Annotated in this window: 24 protein-coding genes and 1 pseudogene; 6 read left to right on the forward strand and 19 right to left on the reverse strand. The window is 36.1% G+C overall.

Annotated features, from left to right (window positions below):
* Window positions 1-68 precede the first annotated feature (68 nt).
* The 5 genes and pseudogenes from ACZ5R4_RS06315 to ACZ5R4_RS06335 form a co-directional block, all read right to left on the reverse strand.
* Window positions 69-821: a CPBP family intramembrane glutamic endopeptidase gene (locus tag ACZ5R4_RS06315; protein ID WP_054860622.1), complete on the reverse strand. Its 753-nt coding sequence runs from the start codon at window positions 819-821 to the stop codon at window positions 69-71.
* A gap of 78 nt (window positions 822-899) precedes the next feature.
* Window positions 900-1,112: a DUF6366 family protein gene (locus ACZ5R4_RS06320; RefSeq protein ID WP_054787393.1), complete on the reverse strand. Its 213-nt coding sequence runs from the start codon at window positions 1,110-1,112 to the stop codon at window positions 900-902.
* Between the two features lie 81 nt (window positions 1,113-1,193).
* Complete coding sequence (locus tag ACZ5R4_RS06325; RefSeq protein WP_054860621.1) at window positions 1,194-1,814, reverse strand: NUDIX domain-containing protein; 621 nt, start codon at window positions 1,812-1,814, stop codon at window positions 1,194-1,196.
* Window positions 1,815-1,946: 132 nt separating this feature from the next.
* Window positions 1,947-2,982: pseudogene (locus tag ACZ5R4_RS06330) on the reverse strand (IS3 family transposase).
* A 96-nt stretch (window positions 2,983-3,078) separates the two neighbouring features.
* The gene (locus tag ACZ5R4_RS06335; RefSeq protein WP_464368208.1) at window positions 3,079-3,771 is read right to left on the reverse strand and encodes a Crp/Fnr family transcriptional regulator; all 693 of its coding nucleotides are present in this window, start codon (window positions 3,769-3,771) and stop codon (window positions 3,079-3,081) included.
* A 258-nt stretch (window positions 3,772-4,029) separates the two neighbouring features.
* Here ACZ5R4_RS06335 and ACZ5R4_RS06340 point away from each other — a divergent pair, with 258 nt between their 5' ends.
* Window positions 4,030-5,148, forward strand: a complete 1,119-nt coding sequence (locus tag ACZ5R4_RS06340) for a TIGR04053 family radical SAM/SPASM domain-containing protein (RefSeq protein ID WP_464368209.1) — start codon at window positions 4,030-4,032, stop codon at window positions 5,146-5,148.
* 107 nt (window positions 5,149-5,255) lie between these two features.
* Here the strand turns inward: ACZ5R4_RS06340 and ACZ5R4_RS06345 are convergent, their stop codons facing one another.
* Genes ACZ5R4_RS06345 through ACZ5R4_RS06365 form a run of 5 tightly spaced genes read right to left on the reverse strand, consistent with a single transcriptional unit; the run spans window position 5,256 to window position 8,774 of the window.
* Window positions 5,256-5,813 (reverse strand): hypothetical protein, encoded by a 558-nt coding sequence (locus ACZ5R4_RS06345; protein WP_109984973.1) that lies wholly within the window; start codon window positions 5,811-5,813, stop codon window positions 5,256-5,258.
* Window positions 5,810-6,442, reverse strand: a complete 633-nt coding sequence (locus ACZ5R4_RS06350; protein WP_342767751.1) for an SCO family protein — start codon at window positions 6,440-6,442, stop codon at window positions 5,810-5,812. Before ACZ5R4_RS06350 ends, ACZ5R4_RS06345 begins: the two co-directional genes overlap by 4 nt.
* A 34-nt stretch (window positions 6,443-6,476) precedes the next feature.
* On the reverse strand, window positions 6,477-8,132 hold the full coding sequence (locus tag ACZ5R4_RS06355) for a cbb3-type cytochrome c oxidase subunit I (RefSeq protein ID WP_109985104.1): 1,656 nt from the start codon (window positions 8,130-8,132) through the stop codon (window positions 6,477-6,479).
* Between the two features lie 38 nt (window positions 8,133-8,170).
* Window positions 8,171-8,590: a cytochrome c oxidase subunit II gene (locus tag ACZ5R4_RS06360; protein WP_109985105.1), complete on the reverse strand. Its 420-nt coding sequence runs from the start codon at window positions 8,588-8,590 to the stop codon at window positions 8,171-8,173.
* 55 nt (window positions 8,591-8,645) lie between these two features.
* Window positions 8,646-8,774, reverse strand: coding sequence for a cytochrome c oxidase subunit 2A (locus ACZ5R4_RS06365; protein ID WP_245902349.1), 129 nt, complete (start codon window positions 8,772-8,774; stop codon window positions 8,646-8,648).
* 198 nt (window positions 8,775-8,972) lie between these two features.
* Here ACZ5R4_RS06365 and ric point away from each other — a divergent pair, with 198 nt between their 5' ends.
* Both ric and ACZ5R4_RS06375 read left to right on the forward strand, forming a co-directional pair.
* Entirely contained in the window at window positions 8,973-9,647 is a 675-nt protein-coding gene (gene ric, locus ACZ5R4_RS06370; protein WP_464368210.1) for an iron-sulfur cluster repair di-iron protein, read from the forward strand.
* Window positions 9,648-9,690: 43 nt separating this feature from the next.
* Window positions 9,691-10,416 (forward strand): YwiC-like family protein, encoded by a 726-nt coding sequence (locus ACZ5R4_RS06375; protein WP_109984976.1) that lies wholly within the window; start codon window positions 9,691-9,693, stop codon window positions 10,414-10,416.
* Window positions 10,417-10,458: 42 nt separating this feature from the next.
* Here the strand turns inward: ACZ5R4_RS06375 and ACZ5R4_RS06380 are convergent, their stop codons facing one another.
* Entirely contained in the window at window positions 10,459-10,992 is a 534-nt protein-coding gene (locus tag ACZ5R4_RS06380) for a hemerythrin domain-containing protein (protein ID WP_054860615.1), read from the reverse strand.
* A gap of 228 nt (window positions 10,993-11,220) precedes the next feature.
* Between ACZ5R4_RS06380 and ACZ5R4_RS06385 the strand changes: the two genes are divergently transcribed.
* Complete coding sequence (locus ACZ5R4_RS06385) at window positions 11,221-11,910, forward strand: Crp/Fnr family transcriptional regulator (RefSeq protein WP_054860614.1); 690 nt, start codon at window positions 11,221-11,223, stop codon at window positions 11,908-11,910.
* Window positions 11,911-12,005: 95 nt separating this feature from the next.
* Here ACZ5R4_RS06385 and ACZ5R4_RS06390 read toward each other — a convergent pair whose 3' ends face one another.
* The 3 genes from ACZ5R4_RS06390 to ACZ5R4_RS06400 are packed head-to-tail and all read right to left on the reverse strand — an operon-like array spanning window position 12,006 to window position 14,863.
* Window positions 12,006-12,659 (reverse strand): 4Fe-4S cluster-binding domain-containing protein, encoded by a 654-nt coding sequence (locus ACZ5R4_RS06390; protein WP_109984978.1) that lies wholly within the window; start codon window positions 12,657-12,659, stop codon window positions 12,006-12,008.
* 13 nt (window positions 12,660-12,672) lie between these two features.
* Window positions 12,673-14,616 carry an anaerobic ribonucleoside-triphosphate reductase gene (nrdD, locus tag ACZ5R4_RS06395; protein ID WP_109984979.1) on the reverse strand — a complete coding sequence of 648 codons (1,944 nt, stop codon included), beginning with the start codon at window positions 14,614-14,616 and terminating at the stop codon, window positions 12,673-12,675.
* Window positions 14,609-14,863 carry a thioredoxin family protein gene (locus ACZ5R4_RS06400; RefSeq protein ID WP_245902354.1) on the reverse strand — a complete coding sequence of 85 codons (255 nt, stop codon included), beginning with the start codon at window positions 14,861-14,863 and terminating at the stop codon, window positions 14,609-14,611. Before ACZ5R4_RS06400 ends, nrdD begins: the two co-directional genes overlap by 8 nt.
* Before the next feature lie 188 nt (window positions 14,864-15,051).
* Between ACZ5R4_RS06400 and ilvB the strand changes: the two genes are divergently transcribed.
* Window positions 15,052-16,695: a biosynthetic-type acetolactate synthase large subunit gene (ilvB, locus tag ACZ5R4_RS06405; RefSeq protein WP_464368211.1), complete on the forward strand. Its 1,644-nt coding sequence runs from the start codon at window positions 15,052-15,054 to the stop codon at window positions 16,693-16,695.
* A 29-nt stretch (window positions 16,696-16,724) separates the two neighbouring features.
* Here the strand turns inward: ilvB and ACZ5R4_RS06410 are convergent, their stop codons facing one another.
* The 5 genes from ACZ5R4_RS06410 to ACZ5R4_RS06430 all read right to left on the reverse strand — a co-directional run bounded on the left by ACZ5R4_RS06410 (window position 16,725) and on the right by ACZ5R4_RS06430 (window position 20,454).
* Window positions 16,725-17,285: a thioredoxin family protein gene (locus ACZ5R4_RS06410; protein WP_109984981.1), complete on the reverse strand. Its 561-nt coding sequence runs from the start codon at window positions 17,283-17,285 to the stop codon at window positions 16,725-16,727.
* Window positions 17,286-17,360: 75 nt separating this feature from the next.
* Entirely contained in the window at window positions 17,361-18,089 is a 729-nt protein-coding gene (locus tag ACZ5R4_RS06415) for a YqcI/YcgG family protein (RefSeq protein WP_277679146.1), read from the reverse strand.
* A 116-nt stretch (window positions 18,090-18,205) separates the two neighbouring features.
* Window positions 18,206-18,508 carry a small, acid-soluble spore protein, alpha/beta type gene (locus ACZ5R4_RS06420; protein ID WP_464368212.1) on the reverse strand — a complete coding sequence of 101 codons (303 nt, stop codon included), beginning with the start codon at window positions 18,506-18,508 and terminating at the stop codon, window positions 18,206-18,208.
* The gene (locus tag ACZ5R4_RS06425; protein WP_054860606.1) at window positions 18,474-18,710 is read right to left on the reverse strand and encodes a YozQ family protein; all 237 of its coding nucleotides are present in this window, start codon (window positions 18,708-18,710) and stop codon (window positions 18,474-18,476) included. Before ACZ5R4_RS06425 ends, ACZ5R4_RS06420 begins: the two co-directional genes overlap by 35 nt.
* 241 nt (window positions 18,711-18,951) lie before the next feature.
* Window positions 18,952-20,454 (reverse strand): malate:quinone oxidoreductase, encoded by a 1,503-nt coding sequence (locus ACZ5R4_RS06430; RefSeq protein WP_464368213.1) that lies wholly within the window; start codon window positions 20,452-20,454, stop codon window positions 18,952-18,954.
* A 466-nt stretch (window positions 20,455-20,920) separates the two neighbouring features.
* On the opposite strand from ACZ5R4_RS06430, the gene ACZ5R4_RS06435 reads away from it, so the two are divergent.
* Window positions 20,921-21,838 (forward strand): glycoside hydrolase family 43 protein, encoded by a 918-nt coding sequence (locus ACZ5R4_RS06435; protein WP_464368473.1) that lies wholly within the window; start codon window positions 20,921-20,923, stop codon window positions 21,836-21,838.
* Window positions 21,839-21,860 lie beyond the last annotated feature (22 nt).

Raw genomic sequence — 21,860 nt, forward strand, 5'->3', positions numbered from 1 at the left:
TGCATACGAGTAGCCTAAGCATCAGGTTTCACAACAAATATGTCCATAAGAGCACAAATCCTTGATTGTTAATAATCTCCTGTTATAAGAAAAATAATTGGAAGTATACTAAATGCGATGTTTACAATAAAATGACAAATGATTAGAGGAAATAATCTTTTTTGTTTAAGGTAAATAAACCCACTGCCTAATCCCCATACAAAGAATGCCACTGCATAGACAATAGCACCCTGTATACTTGCTGCTAGCATAACGTGCTGTAATGCAAAACCAATGGAAGGAATTATAATACTAATCCATACTCTTTTATATTTTATTATAAACTTTCGTTGTGCATATCCACGGTACATTAGCTCTTCAATCGGTGCATTTAGAAAAGGGAAAATTAATGATATACATGCGGCAAACCATATAAGCCATCTTGGTCGTGTGAAAGAATAATTCTCCACATTTCCAGCAAAAACCGTTTGAAAATGGTGGATAAACTCAGTGCCATACATAATAAACATGGTTCCAATAACAGCTATCACAAATGGAATATACAAAATAAAAAGCCAAAATAAACCGTACAAAATATCTTTCCCTATACGATTTGGATGAAAATCTAATAAATTTTTTATAGAACGTCCTTCTTTTTTAAGTATTCGATATAAAAGCACGTAGCAAATCAAATTGACAACAGTAAAGTAAATGACCGATAAATCAGGTAAAAAGAAAAAATTAGGTTCAAAGCCCAATATTTTTAATAGTATGAAAACAAAAAATAACGTAACAATCAACAACGGAATTCGAATAAATGAGATAATCCATGCATTTTTCATGAAATAGACACCTGCTCCCCTGCTTTATTTATACATCAGCCTCTACTCCTACAATTGGAAGAATTACTCCTAACAAAGTTAACGGAAGAAGACTAGAAAAATAATAAAACCCACGACCATAATAATAAGAAGAATACCAGTCCCTTTCCAGCCCAAGCTTCCGACCAAATCAACCAAACTTCCATTCTGCGCTCTACTAAAACCATCACTCACATTAGTTGTTGGATTATTCTTTAATTCCGATTGCCTTAGCCTTTCTCTTTTTTGTTCAGCTGTTTCTCTATTGCTCATCAAGTCCTCCCCTTTACTTAATTCTGATTTATATCATTTTCATTATATAATTATAAAGATCATTATTATTGGGATACGAAGTTAAGTTAATTGAGCTTTTATTTTCTCAATAATGAATCGATAAAAAGAATCTTGATGTGGAACGAACTGATCTCTTCCTACATATTTTTCCATCCATTCCTTTTCTCCTTTAGTAAAAACAAATCCTGTAATTTTAATTTTCTCTTTTTTACCTAACCAGAATTGTTCAAAATCTTTTATTCTAGCTTTCACCATACCGGACACCTCTTCAGCTTGCAGAATAAAATCATTCAGATGATGTTCGCTATTATATAAAAAAATATTAGCAAATTCGTTATCGATTAGGTTTCCATGCTTGACACTATAGGAAAATTCGCCTAATGGAACCAATTTTTCATAAGCTATATCCATACCTAGCTCTTCCTTTATCTCCCTTACTCCATCCTGAACGGTTTCATCTGCCAATAAATGACCAGCTGCTGTAATATCTAAAAGGTTAGGATAGTCCTTCTTTTCTTTACTTCTTCGTTGCAAATGAATATAGTGGGTATCTTCTTCTTTACTGACAAACCAACAGTGGAATACCTCATGCCAATAGCCGAATTTATGTACATTGTCTCGAGTAGCGATACCTATCTCATTTTTATTCATATCAAAGATTTTAAGCTGTTCTTCTTCCAAGCTATTTCCTCCTTGAGCTTACGGAATTTTATATAAAGGTTAACATAATATTCCAACAAAAGACATAGGAAAAGCCAATCAAATTTTGAACTGCCCCCTGTCAAGTAGACAGCGGAAATAATAAAAACTGACCTAAGCGGCTTTAGCTCTATATTCCTAGGGCTAAGGCCGTTTAGTCGTTCTTGATATCTTTCATTGTTATAAAAGTGAATATATTCATCAATTGCTTTGAGAGATCCTCAAATGTCTCATACTTATGTATATAATACTTCTCGCATTTAAGAGTTCCCCAAAATGATTCCATCGGACCATTATCAATACACTTTCCAACTCGAGACATACTATGTGTCATCTCTGCACTATCTATCCTTCTTTTAAACCCTTGTGAGGTATACTGAAATCCACGGTCACTATGAATTAGAGGATGTTCCCCATCTAATAGATTAATAGCTTGATCAACGGTTTTAAATACAAGTTTATTATTATTAGAATGACCTAAAACATAGCTGACAATCGAACCATCATACAAATCTAGTATGGCACTTGAATACGCTTTCTTTGAGGAACCATATTTGAATTCGGTGACATCGGTTACCCATTTTTCATTCGGCTTTTCAGCTCTTAGAACGTCCTCGTCTATCCTGTAAAGCACCCATCCACCATTTTCGTATTTACGTACCCATTGATAAACTTGTTAATAAGAAACTCGATATTTCTCCGCTGTTTGTTGATAGCTCTTCCCGTTCGCTAAAGTGTCTTGTACAATTTCAATACGTTCTTCCCAAGTCGTTTTTCTTCCTTTGGTCATAGAGCTCGTCCTTCTTTTTCCCGTATCTTTTAATTCCCTATGACCATTATACTGCTTTATCCATCTACGTAATACCGACCGACTCGAAATTTCAAATTTTCGAACAATCTCTTCTTGGGAAAACTCTCCGGATACGTAACTCTTTACAGCTCTTACCTTTAATTCTTTAGAATACCTTTTCCATGTTTTTGAGTTTTTTAACCCTCTTATACCTTCCTTTTCAAATTTCTGTATCCATTTATAAAGAGTATATTTTGAAATTTGATATCTTGAGCATAATTCCTTCAATGTATAATTTTCGTTTTGATAGTCCTTTATTACTTCATATTTAAATTTGCTTGAATAAGATTTATTTGACATAGAAACTCCCCTTAAGGCAAAACAGATTTATATTTTTTAATCTGTCTACCTTAAGGGGAGCATATCATTTATTGATCGACTTTTTACTCCTTCTATTTAACAATCGTAATGTTGTAGACAATCCATATCTAATAATAGATAGCCTTGTTTCGTGCCTTTGACGAGTCCCTCTCTTTTCAATTTATTAATTGTTCGACTGACGGTTTCCCTTGAGGAACCGATCATGTTCGCTAGTTCTTGATTCGTAAAACGAGTGGTGAGGATCATATTTTTATCCGTACATTGCTTCCCATGTGTCTTGGAAAGGCGAATTAATAACATGATAATTTGTTCTTCCGTATTATGGAGTACTTGTTCTTCTAAGCGTTTTTGTAAATCTACAATAATATCACCCATTACTCGGAACAATTTAATGCTTAATGATGGGTATTGTAATAGTAATTGCTCAAATGCAAGAATTGGTATTTCCACTAAAGTAGCTGACTCTATAATCTCGGCATGTGCCGGATAATTACCTTTTCTAAAGAAACCAGCATGTGGAAACATATCCTCAGATTTGAGGATCGATACAATTTGTTCTTTTCCATTAATATCTGTTTTATATATTTTGACTTTACCTTTATGGATGAAATGAACTCGTTCTAAGGACTCGCCCTGCATAAAAACATAACTATTGGTTGCATATTGTTTAATTTTAGCAATTTCCGTTATAGCCCCAATTTCTTCTCTGGTCAATTCTTTAAATAATGGCACATTCCATAAAACATCCTGAATGATATTTGTAGACATCCAAACCTGCTCCTTCCCACAGACATTGTCTTAGCTAAGTAACCAATTGATGGAGATCTCTTCTTTATTGTAGAAAAGTTTATCAAATAACTTTGTGATTCAAATCACAATCTAACACTATTATTATCGATTCTTAGGGCTAATTCAATAAATTGTCATAAAGTTTTCCTTTAAAAGTGATTTTTTCCACTATTATGACATCCATTTCGGATTACACTGCATCTATATTTTAAATTTTTCACAAGAAGGAGTTCATCAATGTTTACTCGAGATTATCATAAAAATCCATTTATCGTTATATGGGAACTAACTCGCGCCTGTGAACTAAAATGTCTTCATTGCCGAGCAGAAGCACAATATAAACGCCATCCTCTTGAACTCAGCTATGAGGAAGGTATAAATCTAATTGATCAGATTCACTTGATGGATAATCCACTTTTGGTATTTACTGGTGGTGATCCCTTAATGCGTAACGATGTTTATGCTCTAGCAGAATATGCCGTAAAGAAGGGTGTCAGAGTGTCGATGACACCAAGTGCAACACCAAACGTGACGAAAGAAGCTATTCAAAAAGCAAAGGTGGTCGGCTTATCAAGATGGGCATTTAGTTTAGATGGTCCAACTGCAAAAATTCATGACCATTTTAGAGGAACAAATGGCTCATTTGACTTAACGATACAAAGTATTCAATACTTACATGAATTAGAAATACCTGTTCAGATCAACACGGTTATCTCCAAATATAATTATGAGGTACTAGATGAGATGGCAGAATTAGTAAAAAAACTGCAATGTGTGCTTTGGAGTGTCTTTTTTCTTGTCCCGATTGGAAGGGGACAAGCGAAGGATATGATCTCTCCTGCAGAGCATGAAAAGGTTTTGCGCTGGCTATACCAGTTAAGTAAAAGAGTGGATTTTGATATTAAAACAACAGCAGCACAGCATTACCGACGAGTTGTAATCCAGCAAAAAATGAGGGAACATAAAAATCGGCATGACCATATTGATTATGAGGATGCCTTAATAAAAGGGGCAACTGGTACAATTGATGGTCTTGGACGTGCACCTAAGGGAGTAAATGATGGAAATGGCTTTGTTTTTGTTAGCCATATTGGAGATGTTTACCCAAGCGGTTTATTGCCGATAAAAGCTGGAAATGTTAGATCATCATCTCTTGCAAATATCTATCAGAATTCCACCATTTTCAAAGAATTACGAGATCCTGACCTTTACAAGGGGAAATGCGGTGTTTGCGAATTTCGACATGTATGTGGAGGATCACGCTCTCGAGCGTATGCTGCCACCGGAGACTATTTGGAAAGTGAGCCATATTGTGTATATATTCCCAAAGCAATAAGAAAGAAAAAACCCATCTAAAAAAAGCTCGGTGAAAAGCCGAGCTTTTTTGATTATAGTAGAGCTATTTCCTTTAAGTAAACGAGCACCAGCCCTGTTCGACTAAGAGCAGGCTTTCATCAAAATCTTCATTCATAATCTCCTGGATTGATGAACCATTTCTGGATTAAATAAATCATGATACATATTCCCATTGTTATAAAGCCCCATCCTAGTGTAACTTGTTCTACTAGCAAATAATTATTACAAAGCTGAACAGGGGATAGAATATAAAGAACTCCCATTACTGTAAACAATACTAATATAAGAACAAACAACCATTGTTTAGCTGATGAAGGGACCTTGGACCAGCTGTCTCGAAGTGGGATTCCTGCAAAAAAGGTTAAACTAACAAATTTAAACCACTCGACCAAATAGTTTTGTAACGCATCATCCATTGTGCGAGGAATTGTCCAATATACAATAATCAATAAAAACAATAACAGTCCTGGCTTACCATTTTTGTTCCATTCTAAAAAAAAATTTGGAGCCTTCTCACGCAGGAATGGATACATTAAAAATCCTGACAGGATAAATAAGGGCATCTGCATATGCATGTGTAGGATCATAATCGATTCAAAAAAACGAGCAATTGGCGGTATAATTAAAAATATAAATAACAACATACCAATGAATGGTTGAGTCATACTTGTTCCCCACCTTCACTATTCAAGATATGCTTTACCTTTTGTATCGCTTGTTCGACATTTTTATAATCCAATACATCTAGTAACTCACCATGTTGATCTATCAAATAAAAAGCCGAATTGTGTGCAAAATTTCCTTGATCATCTGGAATGACAATCACACCCAACCTCTCCAATAATCGCTCTTGCTCTTCATGATTATTAATTCGGGCCATTCGCCATGAGTCGTGTTCATCGGTAAAATAATCATGATACGATTTTAATCTTGCTGGTAGATCTCTTGTTGGATCAAAGGTAATGCTTAGAAAAACGATATCCTTACCTAAGTACGTTTTAGGAATTGCCTCATAAACCTTTGCCATATTCCCTTCCAATTCAATACATATGGAAGAACATGATGCATAAAAAAAGGTGATAAATAAGTATTTTCCCTCAAACTGATCAAATCCATAAACTCGATTCAGATGATCCTCTAACATAACCTCCGGCAATTTTGGTTGTTGATCCTTTAATTGATTCACCCTTGCGGTCTCGGCAGTGAAAGCACGAAAGCCATCCGTCCCTAAAAAATAAATAAGGAAACAAACAATAAGAACTATAACATAGGAGAAAGTGTTTTTTGATTTCACAATATAATTCGCCTCCTGATTTTCGGAGTCGCTCTTACCATGTTTTAAAAGGGGGTGAGCCTGGTGGTGCATTGACAATAAATTCAACGAGTGGAATTACATAGCCCATGGCTACTGTTATTAATAACAGGAATACCCATGTTCCCCATCTTTCCGTCCAATAAGGCGTAGGTGTTGCATGTTCTTCCTCTTCAGCGATTGGAAACCCTTCCTCTCCTCTAGGTGAGAGAAACATCATATGAAATACAGCATAGACCTGAATGATTACCGCAATAATTAATAAGGTTCCTCCAATAGCTAGAATAATTAAATAAGGATCCCAGGATAAGGCCACCTCATGTTCCCCATAATTAGAAAATGAAGTACGCCTTGGTGAGCCAATCAATCCAACTAAATGCATGGCTATAGACATGAGTGACATACCGACAGTCCATAGAATAGTTTGCAAGATCCCTAATGTATTAACTTTTGCGGTTAACTTTCTACCAGATAAATAGGGTATAAGCCAGTAACTAATTCCAAAGAAGGTTAAAGCAACCGTCATCCCAAGCGTTAGATGAAAATGTCCAACAACCCAAAGTGTGTTATGGATCACTTGATTTAATTGATGCATCGTCTGCACAATCCCACCAGCTCCACCAGCTATAAAAGCAACCATTGCTACAAACGGTGCAAAAAAGCGAACATCCTTCCATGGCAGCTTGGTGAACCAGCCAAATAGCCCTCTACCACCTTTCTTCCGGCCTGTGCGCTCGAAAACGGCAAACATCGCAAAGGCGGTCATTAATGATGGAAATCCTATCGCAAGACTCATAAATACATGCATATATTTAATTGGTTCTGATATTCCCGGATCCACAATTTGATGGTGAAATCCACCTGGAATATTTAAAATAACAAGTAAAATAACTACAACTCTAGTTAACGTATCACTAAATCTTTTTCCTCCAATAATTTTGGGAATGATCACATACCATGCAGATATAGCCGTGATATACCAAATATTAACGAGTGTATGTCCAAACGCCCAAAACAGTGTCCGACTTAGCATGACATTGATGGTTTCTACCCATCCGATAGCCCATGGGATAATCATGAATACTTCGACTGCAACAAAAATACTGGAGAAAAATAATAAAACAAAAACACCTGTAGCAAAAAAAGCTAAGATCGGTATGTTTTGACCTTTGTGTTGTTTTCTCCATTTTGCCACACTAATAAATACGCCAAATGCACTGACCCAAATTCCTAATACAATCAATACAAGCCCAATATAAAAAATCGGAGATGCAGCCATTGGTGGATAAAAGGTATACAAAACAGATGCTTCATTTTGCAGAATAGGAATTAGAGCGATAATAAAGCCGATTATCTTTAATCCAAAGGCGATCCAAGCCATTTTTCTTACCTTTGGTGATAAACCACCTAAAGTATGAGACAAACCAGCATAAAAGTAACCAATAGTAAAAAATGCAGTAAAAATGAGAATTAATAAAATACCGTGTGCTGTGAGAATTTGATAATAATTGAATCCATTCGGTATTTCGAGTAAACCTGCACGATTTAAGCCTTGCACTAATCCGAGTATTCCACCTACAAGTAAGGCAATGAATGTGACCACCATGTAGGATTTTGATATTTTAACATCTTCTGGAATTGCACCAAGCTTGTTCTCTACTCTTTCTATCATACTTTTTTTAAGTACAGTCAATCCTCTCACCCTCTCTACTAACTAATCTGAATCGTTGTTGACATCACTTGATGGCCAGCTCCACAATATTCATTACAAAGCACTAAATAATTTCCTGGTTTATCAAAGGTTTGCGTGATTCTCTGGATATAACCTGGAACCACCATTGTATTAACATTGGTATTGGCAATCTCCATTCCGTGAACCACATCCTTAGATGTCATGACAAAATGCACGGTTGAACCAGCTGGAAACTCTAATTCCATGGGATCAAAGCTAAAAATTTCTAAAGTCATGACAACTTCATATTCCTTTTCCCCGATTTTTTTTACGCCAGGATTATTAAAGGGCTCTTGTTGCTCGACTTTTTGTGGATCAATCGTCTCTTGATTGCTGGGAGGACCAAGCTCATCTGCAAAGGCTTGATAACCGATAATAAACATAAACCCTAAAATCATAACAGAACTTAAAATTAACCATATTTTTTCATAACGATGCACGAGATTCCCTCCTCTAAACTCTTGCCATAAATAAGCTCCAAATACCTAACCATAATAATGCAATGAAACTACCTAAAAATAATACAGATACGAATGCACCTTTTAATGAAGCTTCTTTATTATTCTCCACTTGTTTTCCCACCGTATTTGCCTCCTTTTTCTTATTTAGCTTCATTGTATTTTCACTGATAATCATTCGCAGTGAGGTAAATCACTTTCCTCTAATGTTCATTTTTTAGACAAAGAATTAGGATAATATATTTAAATGTGATTTTTCTCACAGAGTCTACTATTGGATAACGATATAGTTAGCATGAACAATTAAATTGGAGGGATTTTCATGAATAGATTTGATTTAGAAATGAAGACAGGAGACATAGTTACACAATTCCCAAAGGCTAGTTCCCTATTCAAACAGTATAAAATAGATTTTTGTTGTGGAGGGAATCGTCCGATTGGAGAGGCTCTAGAAAAAAGAAGGCTCGACAAAGAAGCGGTTTTGACTGAAATAAACCAGCTATATGAGGAAACAAATAATCAAGATGAAATCGATTGGACAAGCAAAAGCAATCTAGAGCTCATTGAACATATAGTGGAAAAACATCATGGTTATTTGAAACAAGTTCTACCTGAATTAAGCAAATATGTGACAAAGGTTCAACGCGTGCATGGAGAAGCACATCCAGAGCTTACGACCGTTTACACCGTATTCCATCAATTAAAAAGTGAACTAGAATCACATCTTGAAAAGGAAGAAAGCACGCTATTTCCTAAATTAATGGATAATGATGTAGAGGCAGCAGCTGCAATCATTCATCATTTCGAGGAAGAACATGAGCATGAGGGCAGATTGCTAGAGCTGATGCGTGAAGTAACAGACGATTACGCTATTCCAACAGGGGCATGTAATACGTACCAGCTAACTTATTTAAAATTAGATGAATTAGAGTCAGATCTATTTCAGCATATTCATCTAGAGAACAATATACTCTTCCCACGTTTTACTGCTTCATAAAAGACGATATATAGCAGGGCAATCTAGAGATAAGGTGATAACAATGGCAAAAACAAAAATAATTTTACCAAAAGAACATGGTTCGTGGGCCATGTTCCTTCTTCCCACATTACTTGGCATCTTTTTATCTAACCCTAGAGGGCTACATGTTGTCTTTTTGATTGGCTGGTTTTTTCTATATTTAATGTCAACCCCATTACTTAATGTGGTAAGGAATAAACGCAAGAAGAAAAAGATGCTTCCATGGATGCTGTGGTATGGTATACCATCCTTACTATGTTTGATTCCATTAGTGATCATTATGCCAAGTCTTCTACTATTTGGTTCGTTTATGCTCCCACTCTTTGCAGTTAATGTGTATTTTATTAAGACTAAAAATGAACGATCACTGTGGAATGACTTAAGTGGGATCATTATTTTTGCGATTGGGGGTATGGCGAGCTACTACATCGGGATTGAACAGTTCACTATGGACCTATTGATCCTTTTGTTCATAATCACTGCTTATTTTATGGGTAGTGCCTTTTATGTGAAATCATTGATTCGTGAGTTAAAAAATCGATCCTTTCAATACAAATCTAATATTTACCACGCCCTGTTATTACTTCTACCGATACTCCTAAATTGGAAGTCCTTAGCGATTGCTTTTCTTCCTGGAGTACTTAAGGATTGGCTGACACCTAGAGATGGCCAAGTCAAGCCGATCCATTCTGGAATTGTTGAAATTGTTAATTCCATTCTATTCTTTATTCTCGTTCTAATAATGTAAAGAGGAGCTGTCACAGGGACGACTCCTCTTTTTTGTTTGCATTTATTTTGTAATAAGTGAATGGAGATTAGCTGTTAATTGCTGAAGGTCGTCTATCTTCATGACTTTATCGACCATTGGAAACAAAACGGTTTCTTCTTTAACAAAATGAATCATGATCACCTCAAACGCTTCACCAGCATCCTGGACCACTTTTTTCAGCTCCTGATATGACATCTCCTCTATATTTCCTCGGGAATGATAGAAGAAATGTCCAATATAACCATCAATTTCTTGATGCTCTTCTTCGATCGATACAATCGGACCTTGTTCTTTACCTATATACATGCCAAGAGCAGGAAAAAAATACTTCTCTTCTTTATCCGTATGTTTTTTCCATGGCTCAATGAAATCCTTTAATTTGTTTCTCAAAGCTTGAAACGCTAGCACAGCATCCTCTTTTTCTTCAAATCGATCATTCTCAAAGTCTAATACAATCGGATGCCATTCTTCCATTAAATATCTTAAATAGTGGTGTTCATTTTCGAGCATTTTCATTGCTTTATTACGACTATTCAGATCTCTTTCTGTCCACATGTAAACACCTACTTCTGTATCATTTGTCAACACTATTATAAGAAAGAAAGACCTAATACAACATTGGGGAATTCCCTTGATTTAATGATTTTATTCTCTCTAATTTTCCTTTTTATCTATTTCATTTAAAACAAATTAGGGATTCTCCTCATTATTTTATGATGAATTATTTGCTAGGATGGTAACAAAGAATTCATTTTAGAATTTTCGATCGAGGTGGGAGTATAGATGTCACAAACAAGCACGCCTTATATCCATTTTCCTTTATTTCAAAATCTTACAGAAGATGAATTAATTCATTTGAGCGAGATTTCAATGGAACGCAGCTATAATCAAGGCAAAATTTTGTTTCACCAAGACGAATCCCGAACCAATGTATATTTTATCTTATCAGGATTAGTCAAGATGATTAAAATAAATAGAAACGGCCATGAACAGATACTACATGTTCTTCACACTAATGATATGTTTCCATATGTAGGTTTTTTTGAGAATGTTCCATATCCATCATCTGCTATTGCTCTTACCAATGTGCATGTGTTATCTATTCCGATAAAGGAATTCGAGCTTTTACTTATTCAAAAACCAGGGCTATTAATAAAAGTGATTCGTATAATAGAAAAAAATTATCAAGAAACACAGGATCGATTACTATATAGGCAAACTCAGGATGTCTTTCATCAAGTTGTGCTCATACTAGTCCATTTTGTCTGTGATCTCGGGATTAGGCAGAAGGAAGATACGATTCAACTTCATCTACCAATTACAAATTCTGAATTAGCCAATATGATCGGTGTTTCGAGAGAAAGCGTTAATCGAGTCTTTAACCAATTAAAAAAAACCGGGATAATGACTTACAATCGAAAGGAAATACTAATCTATGATTTTTGGCAATTGAAGCAGTATCTTCAAGATTAGTGGTTCGTTTGCAGCAAGAGCTTTCAAACTAAAGAGGCCCTTTCAAGCACCTCTATATCCAAATGCTTTTTCAGGGCCTCTTACTGATACATGCCCTAATGGGGCAAAAATTCATTTAAGAAATAGGGGACTTCACTTTGAAAATATGCTTTTCGTTCTTCAATATAATCTCGAATACTCTTAAAAAAACCATCATCTAATATGGGATATTTAACGGTTCGAAGTTGATCAAGATAGGAATTATGAGCAATTACTAAATCAATACTGGTAAGTAAATTCTCTATTATTTTCTTAGAAGGAGATATTCCCATAATATCTTGATAGATTTGCTTGTCCTTTTTCACATCAAGAGCATGATAGGGAAGCTTCATATCTATATGAATGCCATCTACAAGATTTTCATCATATAATTGTTGAACCTTCTTTTGATAGATACCGCTTGTTGTCACAATAATCTTGCCATCAAATAGCTTTCTAGTTTCCAGAAGCAATGGACGAATCTCCTTCATACTATCGATTAAAAATTCTCCTCCGCTAAACATAACTGCATCAAACAAAAACCCACTTTTTTTCAAGTATAGAAAATAATCATCGGTAGTTTTATACACACTCGGTGTCTGGGCTATGATTTCGTCATAGTTATGACATCCAAAGCAATGCAGTGGACAACCAGATAAAGAATGAACGAGTAATGTCGTATGATTTGGTAAATCCGAAAAGGTTCGGATAAAATTCTGATAAAATTTCATAGTGTTCCCCCTACTATTGACGGACAACCTCTTCCAATGTATGGTCTTTTACACGGTTTCGTACAGTCCAGTCATGTCTTCTCGCTTTAGACCAAAAATTATATTTCCCTTCATAATACCCTTTTTGATCAACATGGATATTATTACGTGCAATCATTTTCAAATATCCAATAACTCGACTAAATGTAGCAATATCAACGGAATGACATGTAGGACATTTCTTTATATTCTTCGCATCATCTGCAATAATCTTTTGACCACAGCTCATGCAAGAAGTAATGGTTGGAGTTAATGTAATATAGTTAATGGGCTTTTGAAAAATTTTATCGAGATAAGTGGCTAAACGTTCAGGTGTTACCTTTGATTCTAGGAAATGGTGAAGCACACTTCCCGATGTAGCATAGCCTTGGAATTCCGCACTATTTTCCAATTGAGCTAGAAAATTCTCCTCAGAAAATGGAGTCATACACCCACTCGTTAAGTATGGATTCTCCCCTTCTCCTTGAACAAAAATTTCACGGTCATGTTTAGCTGCCCACTTCACATCATGACGTGCCAATTTGATTGCCGCATTTTCCGCTGGTGCGTATTCGATTCCACATGCAACCTTATCCCGTACAATAAATTCATTAATGATCTCTGTCATATATTGCATCCATTCATGGGCAAGCATCTTCCCGTCTTCGTCTTTTATTCCTTCTGTAAATCCAAGGTTTATCAGCCCTTCATTCATGCCTGTTATAGCAAAAACATTAAAATAGTTTTTCAGATTATCATTGTAAGCAAAAAAGGTAGGATATAACTCTTTATTCTGTTCAATCCAATGGCGTTTTGCCATATGGGCCGCCTGCATAATTTCTAAATAGTCCCTCATTTTCTTCTTCAACAAATCATGATCATGACCAAACTCTATTAGCATTCGATTCATATTTAAGTTTAATACTTGAACTGCTCCAGTAGATCCAGTAGAGGAACCAAAGACACCCCCACCGGCCTTGGACAATGTCTCAAGGTTAATCTGAAGACGGCAACAGAGACTACGACTAACCTCTTGATCCTTCGGTTGAATCAATGGATTGAACTTTTTATAATAAGGATCCTGGAACGGACTAGTTTTAAAATTTTCAAAATAAACTCCACCCCAGTTGTACATCTTGTCCAATAGCTCGAGAAACAGAGGATTTTGATAATTGAATGCATCATCTATTTGTACGGTTAATAAAGGAAAAGTAAATGGAATACCCTCACTACCTGTTCCCTCACTCATCACATCGATGATGGCTTGATTGATTCTATCAAAATAGCTGCTTGGAATGTCCTTGTACTGGATAAATCTTATTTCCCCACCAATGATAATATATTCTTCTTTAATTTCTTCTGAAGGCTTTCCAAATTCCAATGTTATATTAGAGAAACTACTTTGAGCCCCTGAACGAAGAGGCATATTCAATTCCCAGATTAACCCTTGAAACAATTGCTTTAATTCATCATCTGAATAATTTACTCCACGTAGCGCTTCATCATGTAAATAAGATGCGGCAATCGTGGATAACTGTGCTAGCATCACTGCACCTGACACTTGCTGTGAAATTAAAGTGACAACATTGCTAAAGTGGCGAAGTAATGTGGCTAATCGTTTTGTTGGTTTTGATGAAATCATATTCTTAGCAAGAGATGGAATACCTTTCGTTGCGATATCTAAACAGCTAATCGATACACAATACGGGGCAAGCTGTTTGTCATGAACATATACTACCCCATCATCATAGAGTGTTTTTATTTCTTTCGGTAAAATATGTGTGAACAAATACTCCTCCTCAGCATAATTGTTTAAATTATGTCGGAGTAATGGGAGGGAATACACATAATTGCTATTTTCATGTTTCAAGAAATCGGTTTGCTTATCCTCCCCATTCATGGTGAATTTTTGGATGATTTGTTCGGAATTTTTAAACATGACTCTCTTCTCCTTTTTTCATTATATGTACCATTTCTTCTAGCTCCATAGGATTAACACCTATACATCTGTTCAACTCCCTATTGAGATTGTCCAATAAAATGGTAGTTGGTACAGACATTACTTTATAGCTTTCTGCCATTTCTTGTTGATCTACCAAATCGATGACTTGAAATGGCACATCCATTTGGCTTAAAAATCGATAGACTACTTCACATTTTGGACAGGCCTTTGTCTTTAGCAACATTAGCTTCAATCCTAGAACCCCTTTCTATAGCATAATATAAACACAATATATAGTATTTTAAAACAAATAAATAACTATATATAGATATAATAGACGATTCATAATAGATAGGAAGTGACAAAAATCACTGCAAGATCGAAAAGGAAGGATATAGAATGAAATGAAATCATTAAAGGAGTCGAAATAGGATGCAACGAGTGGAGGAAAGACAATATCAAAAATGGGAAGAACTCTTCATACAATCCTTAGAGAAACAACATGTCGATACAATTTTTGGATCAAGAAGCCATCCAATGTTTACTTCTAATAAGAAGGATTTCACACAATATTTGTTAACACATGAGCAAGCCATTCTTCATGCCGGTGATGGTTATGCAAGAGCTACAGGTAAAGTAGGTATTGCTTTTATCCCAACAAAATACGGAATCACCAATGCTGTGACGGGTATAGCAACTGCTCAATTAGATAGTGTACCAATGGTCGTATTTATTCAGCAGGAACATGCTCTAGATGTAGAAGCAATAATGAATCCTATTTGCAAGCACTATTTTAAGCTCCAACAATTAACTGAGCTTCCCCCTATTGTAGAAAAAGCATGTACGCTTGCCAATGCTGGTAGACCTGGAGTCGTTATTGTCGAATACGATAACAAGCTTTTTCAGCAAGAATGGAAGGAAAATGGTGCGATTAAACAAATGCACATAATACCACCTAAATCACTCACTATACAAAATCATCAAATCAAACGGATAGTTGAGAAGATAAAAAAAGCGAAAAAACCAGTCCTATTGGTCGGAGGTGGTACCATAATATCTGGTGCTAGCAAAGCATTAAATGAATTTCTAACCTTGACGGAAATTCCCTTTGTCAGTACGCTTATGGGATTAGGTGCAATAGATGTGGGAAACCGCCTTCATCTAGGAATGGTGGGAATGCACGGAACCTTTGCAGCAAACAAAGCTGTCCATCAATGTGATCTTCTTATTTGTCTCGGTGTCCGTTTTAGTGACAGAATCACCGGTAAGACCAAAGGATTCTCTCCACATTCAACGAAAATTCAAATTGAAATAGATCCGGTTGAAGTGAATAAAAATATTATGGTCGATCTACCTATCATTGGGGATGTTAAAGAAGTTTTAGAAGCCGTTAATCAACAACTATCCACCTTGAAAGCTGGGCATTGGCAAGAAGAGGTAGTAACTTGGAAAAAAACCTCTCCTCAATTTAGTTATTCGACGAGTGAGTTAAAGCCAGATAGCATTATCCAGTGTTTGTACAAAAATGCGGAGGATCATGTCATCGTTACAACAGATGTCGGGCAGCATCAAATGTGGACAGCACTTCATTTTCCTTTCCAGCAGCCAAGACATTTCCTTACCTCTGGTGGTTTTGGGACAATGGGCTATGGATTACCAGCAGCAATAGGGGCAGCAGTTTGCCAACCAAACCAACCTGTTGTGTGTGTATCTGGTGATGGAAGTATCCAGATGAATATCCAAGAGCTTCTCACTGTTGCAAAGTACCGATTAAATATCAAAATTGCGATTCTAAGAAATGGCTATCTCGGCATGGTTCGCCAGTGGCAGCAATTATTTTATAAGCATAAATATTCTCAAGTAAAAATAGCTTCACCAGATTTTCTTTTATTAGCGAAAAGCTTCGGGATTAAGGCCTTTCAAATAACAGCTAAAGATAATCTGGAAAAAATAATGGAAGAAGCTTTTCAAATCGATGGACCTGTACTATTGGATTTTCTTATAGAAGAAGAGGTCAATGTTTATCCGATCGTACCTCCTGGGGGAAATAACACGGATGCGATTAGTGGAGAATAGAGCTGGGGTCTAGCACTGACCCCACCTATTTATTTCCTTAACAAGGATAACACTTCATTCATAAAGCTTTGATACACATACAACCAAAGAGATTCATCATGCTGATATTTTTCTGTTAATATAGTGATTACTTCCTTGTTTTTTTCCTGAAAGGTCGGATCATCCTTTGGTGGTAATGGTGCTCTTAATTGATCGACTAATTTCTGTACTTCTGGTGCTCTTGGCCCCCATTTACCAATTAGTTCACCCTTAGCATCTAGTATTAAAACAATTGGAATCGCCCTCCCACCATTTGTTAAATGACGGTCAATTAATGCTGTGTCTTGGTCTCTTAAAGTGACTCTTGAATCAATATCAGCTTCTTCTGCAATTTTGCGAATAACTGGATTAATCATCATCGCATCTCCGCACCAATCCTCGGTAATCGTTAAAAAATGAATACTACTCCCTTTTAATTGTTCGATTAATCCGTCATTTGGTAGCTGGAAATTTTCATATACGTAAAAGCTTTCCTCTTTTAATTTACTCATTTCATTCATATATGCTTGAATGGTTCTACCTTCTTGAAAATATTGCTCTTCTGTTTTCATCATTCCATCCCTTTCCGATCGTTATGTCCAAAAAGTAGCACATTCAAGCGAAAAAGTACAGAGGGATGCCTGTTACTATTTTTTATTATGAAATGGACATTTTGCTAAAGTAATGTTCTCATCTCGCAGAAAATATTGCTTCCATTCAAAATTGTCTTCATCTCCATAAGTTCTTAATTCCGGATGTCTTGAAATCGTATCATATTCTTGTAATCTTGTTCTTACTTGATGAATGATCTTATCTGCATGTTTTGTTTTATTAAACTTTTGGAAAACCCATCTTGGAGTAATTGCCAGCATTAGTGTAGGGAAGGATCGACTATTTCTATTACTATGCGCTGGGGTTGCACAATACATGAAATATCTTTCTCCATGAAAACAAAACTCCCACAGTGGATGCTGAGCTTCTCTCGGAATTTCATTTGGCCACTCTATCTCATCATATTCTACTAGCTCGTTAAGCTGCTGCCAAAATAATTGTTCATATTGCTCCACCGTATATGTTTTCTTTACTTCTTCTGGTAAATCATAAAAAACAATCAGTGATGTATAATCCCCGTATTCATCTGCATGTTCAGTAAAATTCCCTAATAGTTTTGCCAGTTCCTGCACCGTATTGTGCTTAATTGAATCTTTTAAAAAGCCATATCTTAACTGATTCAATGAGAATCCTATTGTAGCAGGAATACATGGGAAAAGATCGTTCTTATCAGTCATTTTCGCTTTAAATTGTTCGAGCACTTCTTTTTGCCAAGTGGAAAGGGACTCTTCTACAGCAATATCCTGACAATTTAATTGCTTCATTTAGATCACCTCACGCATACTCCACTATATTCGTGCAAGTTCGTTTGGGTGAATGTCTCGAAAATAATAAAAAGACCAGTTTAGCTTATTCCAGTTAAACCGATCTTTTTCTAATATTATTTAGAATCATTTTGTTTCTGTTGGAGCTGTTCTTGGCCCATTTTAATTAATTCCTTGACCATCTTACCACCAAGCTGACCTCCGACCTTCCCAGCATCCTTAGCTTTTATATTACCATTGTATCCTTGATTAAGCTCAACATGCTGTTCTTCCGCTATTTCATATTTCGCTCGTTGAGGATCATTTGTATTGGCAACCTTTGCTTTGAGCAGATCTAAACCTTGACGGGCTTCTGGAACTAAAATTTTATTTCTCCTAGCCATTTTATTCATATCCTTTTCTAGGAATTTCTTCCCCATCATGACTTGTTACTTCATCGTTTTCATTAGTTTCGTCAATCTTAGCGTCTATTGTACCTTCCATGTAATTGTCAGATGCTTGTTCATGAGTAATTGCTAACCCTTTTTCTGTTTGATCCTGGCTATTGTAATGGTTGACATTATAATGATTGTTCGCTACTTTTTCACTATTTGATATTGGCTTCCTTTTATTTTTCGACATATCAATCCCTCCATAATTAGCATTTGCAATTAGACTAAAATTATGAATGATTATTTGGAAGAAAAAATTTAAAGGAATAGTTAAATAAAGAACAGGCAAAAATAACCGATCAGATATTTGAACTGATAGAAGTGTCTACAAGATTTTAATAAAGGCAGAAAACAAACCCCATCCAATAAATTCTGATGGGGTTTCATCTGTGTTTTTTATAGTAAACTTCTTGAATGTAATCTAGACGCCGTTATTCTAGACTTTCCATTTCCTTTACTAATCCAAGTGCTTTTGACGTCTTTAGATGAATATCTTGAATCAACTCGGGATGATCCAACAATCTCACTCCATAGGATGGGATCATTTCTTTGATCCTTGGCTCCCATTGTTTGATTTGTTGAGGGAAACAATTTTCCAAAACCTGTAGCATCACGGAAACCGCCGTTGATGCACCAGGTGAAGCCCCTAGTAAGGCCGCTATCGAACCATCTTCTGCACTTACTACTTCCGTACCGAATTGGAGCGTTCCTTTCCCTCCTGCTTCCGTATCTTTTATCACCTGTACTCGTTGGCCTGCAATAACTAAATCCCAATCTTCACTTTTTGCATCTGGAATAAATTCACGTAATTCTTCCATTCGTTGTTCTTTAGATAGCAACACTTGTTGAATCAGATATTTAGTCAATGACAAGTTTTTCGCACCTGCTGATAGCATGGTGAAAAGATTATCTGGTTTTACTGAGGTGATCAAATCAAACATGGATCCCGTCTTCAAGAACCTAGGCGAAAAGCCTGCAAAAGGTCCAAACAATAATGATTTTTTGTTATTGATGAAGCGTGTATCAAGGTGCGGAACGGACATCGGTGGTGCACCAACCTTTGCCTTTCCGTATACTTTAGCATGATGTTTGGCAATGACCTCAGGGTTTTTACAGACCATAAATATACCACTTACAGGAAAACCACCCATATGTTTCCCTTCAGGAATACCAGATTTTTGGAGTAGATGTAGACTTCCGCCTCCTGCTCCAATAAAGACAAATTTCGCAGTTTGTCGCTCAGTCGTACCAGTCTCTAAATCCCTAACCTTTACTTCCCAGGCCCCATCTTCCGTCCGTTTCAATGATTCAACACTATGCTTGTATTTTAAATCAACATCATTTGCTTCTAAATGTTCGAATAATTTACGGGTTAAGGCACCAAAATTAACATCCGTACCAGATTCGATTTTGGTAGCAGCTATAGGTTGATCCACCTTACGCTCTTGCATCATTAATGGAATCCATTCCATCAATTTGACTGGGTCATCAGTATATTCCATCCCATAAAACAAAGGATTTTCAGAAAGCGCTTCATAACGTTTTTTTAAAAAATCGACATTGCTTTTCCCTTGTACGAAGCTCATGTGAGGTAGGGACACAATAAAATCTTGTGGATTTTCGATCAAATTGCTATTAACAAGATGAGACCAGAACTGTTTCGAAACCTGAAACTGCTCATTTACCTTGATTGCTTTTGTCATATCTATGGAACCATCGGGTTTTTCCGAAGTGTAATTAAGCTCACAAAGTGCAGAATGACCTGTACCTGCATTATTCCATTCATTCGAGCTTTCTTCTCCTGCCTTGCCAAGCTTTTCAAATACTTTGATTTTCCAGTCTGGTGCTAGCTCTTTCAATAAAGCACCTAAAGTTGCACTCATGATTCCTGCACCAATTAAGATAACGTCTGTTTTTGTCTGTGTGTTACTCATTTTTACCTTCCTTATCCCCTTTTAAATTGCAGAAAGGATGCATGAAGCATCATGTCTCGCTAAGATGGTATTTAGTCACACATCGTTTCTGGACCGGTTTATCTTGTCATAGTGTAACACTATGTTTTCGAAATTAAAATGCTTACCTAATATTATATAATAGATGAAAACTATTTAAAAGACACAGGGCAAACTTAATAAGATAGGTCTTTTGCAAACTTAACCGAACAACTAATCAAATATATCATTATATTTACCTACATATCTGCATGAATTTATTTTGACAACGCTTACAATATATTGTTAACATATATTAGGAAAGGAGGAAAAATAAGCAATATAGTGCCCTTCCATTAATAGGGTATGATGACCGTAACGATTAAAAAAGCAAATAATAAGGAGGAAAACGATGGTGCCTAAGCAAAATTTAAAGGTTATTTGGAAAACTTTATTTTTATCCCTTTTTATGACTATCACATTTATTCCTGTTGTCTCAGCGGATTTTTGGGATATATCAGGAGATACCATGCTACACGATCCTTCCATTACACAGGAAGGTAGTACTTGGTGGGCGTTTGGTACCGGAGAAGTTGATAAAAATGGTGTACGTGTTTTACGTTCTTTTGACGGATCAAACTGGCATGCAACACCAGTAATTTTTCCTCAATCGCTTAGCTGGTGGAGTACTTATGTTCCGTTACATGCAAGTAATCAATGGGCCCCTGACATTCAATATTACAATGGTAGGTATTGGCTTTATTACTCTGTTTCCTCATTTGGCTCGAACAACTCACTAATTGGTTTAACTTCTACGGATAGCATCGTATCTGGAAACTGGAGAGATGATGGTTTAGTTATACGTTCAACTACAGCAGACAACTTTAATGCCATCGATGGAGACTTAGTCATAGATGAAAATGGCCAACCATGGCTTTCATTTGGCTCATTTTGGAGTGGTATTAAACTAACGAAATTAGATCCTAATACAATGAAACCTACTGGTCAAATTTATTCCATTGCTGCAAGACCAAATGTATCAGACCATGCCATTGAAGCACCTAACATCACTTATAAGGATGGTTATTATTACTTATTTGTATCCTTTGATCACTGCTGCCGCGGTGTAGATAGTGACTACAAAATTGCCTATGGCAGATCTAAAAACATAACAGGACCTTACTATGATAAAAATGGTGTGAACATGCTGAATGGGGGAGGAACCATCTTGGATGCTGGTAATGAACGTTGGATCGGACCAGGTCACCAGGATGTTTATAATAATAATGTAATTGTCCGCCATGCATATGATGCCAATAATAATGGCGCACCAAGATTATTAATAAATGACTTGTATTGGGATTCTAATGGGTGGCCAACCTATTAAAAGGATTGATATGACAATGTAG

It is taken from the genome of Gracilibacillus sp. JCM 18860 (assembly GCF_055395245.1).

Bases quoted from the DNA above. Each gene is read 5' to 3' on its own strand.
- ACZ5R4_RS06410 (WP_109984981.1), bottom strand. From the start codon at position 17,285: ATGAAAACAGAAGAGCAATATTTTCAAGAAGGTAGAACCATTCAAGCA.
- nrdD (WP_109984979.1), bottom strand. From the start codon at position 14,616: ATGTTTAAAAATTCCGAACAAATCATCCAAAAATTCACCATGAATGGG.
- ACZ5R4_RS06315 (WP_054860622.1), bottom strand. From the start codon at position 821: ATGAAAAATGCATGGATTATCTCATTTATTCGAATTCCGTTGTTGATT.
- ACZ5R4_RS06380 (WP_054860615.1), bottom strand. From the start codon at position 10,992: ATGTGGACAGAAAGAGATCTGAATAGTCGTAATAAAGCAATGAAAATG.
- ACZ5R4_RS06345 (WP_109984973.1), bottom strand. From the start codon at position 5,813: ATGACTCAACCATTCATTGGTATGTTGTTATTTATATTTTTAATTATA.
- ACZ5R4_RS06420 (WP_464368212.1), bottom strand. From the start codon at position 18,508: ATGGGGAAGAAATTCCTAGAAAAGGATATGAATAAAATGGCTAGGAGA.
- ACZ5R4_RS06435 (WP_464368473.1), top strand. From the start codon at position 20,921: ATGACTATCACATTTATTCCTGTTGTCTCAGCGGATTTTTGGGATATA.
- ACZ5R4_RS06360 (WP_109985105.1), bottom strand. From the start codon at position 8,590: ATGATTTTAGGGTTTATGTTTATTATCGGTTATCAAGCCTTTGCAGAT.
- ACZ5R4_RS06335 (WP_464368208.1), bottom strand. From the start codon at position 3,771: ATGTCTACAAATATCATTCAGGATGTTTTATGGAATGTGCCATTATTT.
- ACZ5R4_RS06375 (WP_109984976.1), top strand. From the start codon at position 9,691: ATGGCAAAAACAAAAATAATTTTACCAAAAGAACATGGTTCGTGGGCC.
- ilvB (WP_464368211.1), top strand. From the start codon at position 15,052: ATGCAACGAGTGGAGGAAAGACAATATCAAAAATGGGAAGAACTCTTC.
- ACZ5R4_RS06400 (WP_245902354.1), bottom strand. From the start codon at position 14,863: ATGTTGCTAAAGACAAAGGCCTGTCCAAAATGTGAAGTAGTCTATCGA.
- ACZ5R4_RS06430 (WP_464368213.1), bottom strand. From the start codon at position 20,454: ATGAGTAACACACAGACAAAAACAGACGTTATCTTAATTGGTGCAGGA.
- ACZ5R4_RS06390 (WP_109984978.1), bottom strand. From the start codon at position 12,659: ATGAAATTTTATCAGAATTTTATCCGAACCTTTTCGGATTTACCAAAT.
- ACZ5R4_RS06415 (WP_277679146.1), bottom strand. From the start codon at position 18,089: ATGAAGCAATTAAATTGTCAGGATATTGCTGTAGAAGAGTCCCTTTCC.
- ACZ5R4_RS06385 (WP_054860614.1), top strand. From the start codon at position 11,221: ATGTCACAAACAAGCACGCCTTATATCCATTTTCCTTTATTTCAAAAT.
- ACZ5R4_RS06320 (WP_054787393.1), bottom strand. From the start codon at position 1,112: ATGAGCAATAGAGAAACAGCTGAACAAAAAAGAGAAAGGCTAAGGCAA.
- ACZ5R4_RS06340 (WP_464368209.1), top strand. From the start codon at position 4,030: ATGTTTACTCGAGATTATCATAAAAATCCATTTATCGTTATATGGGAA.
- ACZ5R4_RS06355 (WP_109985104.1), bottom strand. From the start codon at position 8,132: ATGATAGAAAGAGTAGAGAACAAGCTTGGTGCAATTCCAGAAGATGTT.
- ric (WP_464368210.1), top strand. From the start codon at position 8,973: ATGAATAGATTTGATTTAGAAATGAAGACAGGAGACATAGTTACACAA.
- ACZ5R4_RS06425 (WP_054860606.1), bottom strand. From the start codon at position 18,710: ATGTCGAAAAATAAAAGGAAGCCAATATCAAATAGTGAAAAAGTAGCG.